Genomic DNA, 1,132 nt, shown 5'->3' with positions numbered 1-1,132 from the left:
CGCGCCGGCTTCCTGCATGTGGTAGCCGGAGATCGAGATAGAGTTGAACTTCGGCATGTGCCTGGAGGTGTAGGCGAAGATATCCGACACGATCCGCATCGAAGGTTTCGGCGGATAGATGTAAGTGTTGCGGACCATGAACTCCTTCAGGATGTCGTTCTGAATAGTTCCGGCCAGATCCTTCTGCGCGACGCCCTGTTCCTCCGCCGCCACGATGTACAAAGCCATGATCGGCAGCACCGCGCCGTTCATCGTCATCGACACGGTCATCTCGTTGAGCGGAATGCCGTCGAACAGTTGCCGCATGTCGAGAATGGAATCGATCGCGACGCCCGCCATGCCGACATCGCCGGCGACGCGCGGATGGTCGCTGTCATAGCCGCGATGCGTGGCAAGGTCGAAAGCGACCGACAGGCCTTTCTGCCCGGCCGCGAGATTTCGCCGGTAGAAGGCGTTGGATTCCTCGGCCGTCGAGAAGCCGGCATATTGCCGGATTGTCCAGGGCTGCTGGACATACATGGTGGGGTAGGGGCCGCGCACGAAGGGCGGCAGGCCCGGATAGGTATCGAGATTGGCAAGCCCCTTGAGGTCGCCCTGCGTGTAGAGGTGTTTTACGGCGATGCCTTCCGGCGTCATCCGCTGGCCCTTGAGCTCGACCGATGCGCGACGCGGCGCCGACCAGCCGATCTTGCTGAAATCCGGGATCATGATCCGGCTCCGATCGACTGATCGATGCGCACCGGAAACAGCGGCTCGCAGGTCGCCACGCCTTCCGTCAACGCCGGGCGCCGCTCCTGCGGCAGTGTCTCGACCGGGCGCTCCGTGCCGGCGCGGTACAGCGTCGTGCCTACAATGCCGCGTTCGCCGGCCCGGTAGGCGCCGTTGCGCTTGGCCGCCGCCGTCTGCACGCGGTTCTGGATATAGCCCTGCTGCAGGCTGGCGAGCACGCCGCCCTCGGCCTCGATGCGCTGGAATTCTTCCCAGGCAGCAGTGCAGAGATCGTCGGTCAGCGCCTCGACCGCGCCCGAGCCGCTGGCGGGGTCGGCGACTTGGCCGAGATGGCTCTCCTCGGCCATGATCAGCTGCGCGTTGCGGGCGATGCGGCGGGCAAAGCCGGCCGGCAGCCCATGCG

Annotated in this window: 2 protein-coding genes; both read right to left on the bottom strand. The window is 65.1% G+C overall.

What is annotated here, in order from left to right; translation table 11 throughout:
- On the bottom strand, positions 1-708 hold a 708-nt coding region (locus EOA24_RS38785; protein ID WP_245501974.1), incomplete at its 3' end, for a methylmalonyl-CoA mutase family protein.
- The coding region (locus EOA24_RS38780) for a methylmalonyl-CoA mutase family protein (RefSeq protein WP_133374949.1) at positions 705-1,132 on the bottom strand (428 nt) is incomplete at its 5' end. The genes EOA24_RS38780 and EOA24_RS38785, both read right to left, overlap by 4 nt.

The sequence above is a fragment of the Mesorhizobium sp. M2A.F.Ca.ET.039.01.1.1 genome (genome assembly GCF_003998035.1).
In the GTDB taxonomy this organism is placed as follows: Bacteria; Pseudomonadota; Alphaproteobacteria; order Rhizobiales; family Rhizobiaceae; genus Mesorhizobium.
Note: the sequence above shows the minus strand (reverse complement) of the source record. Positions and strands in the feature narration are given on the sequence as shown.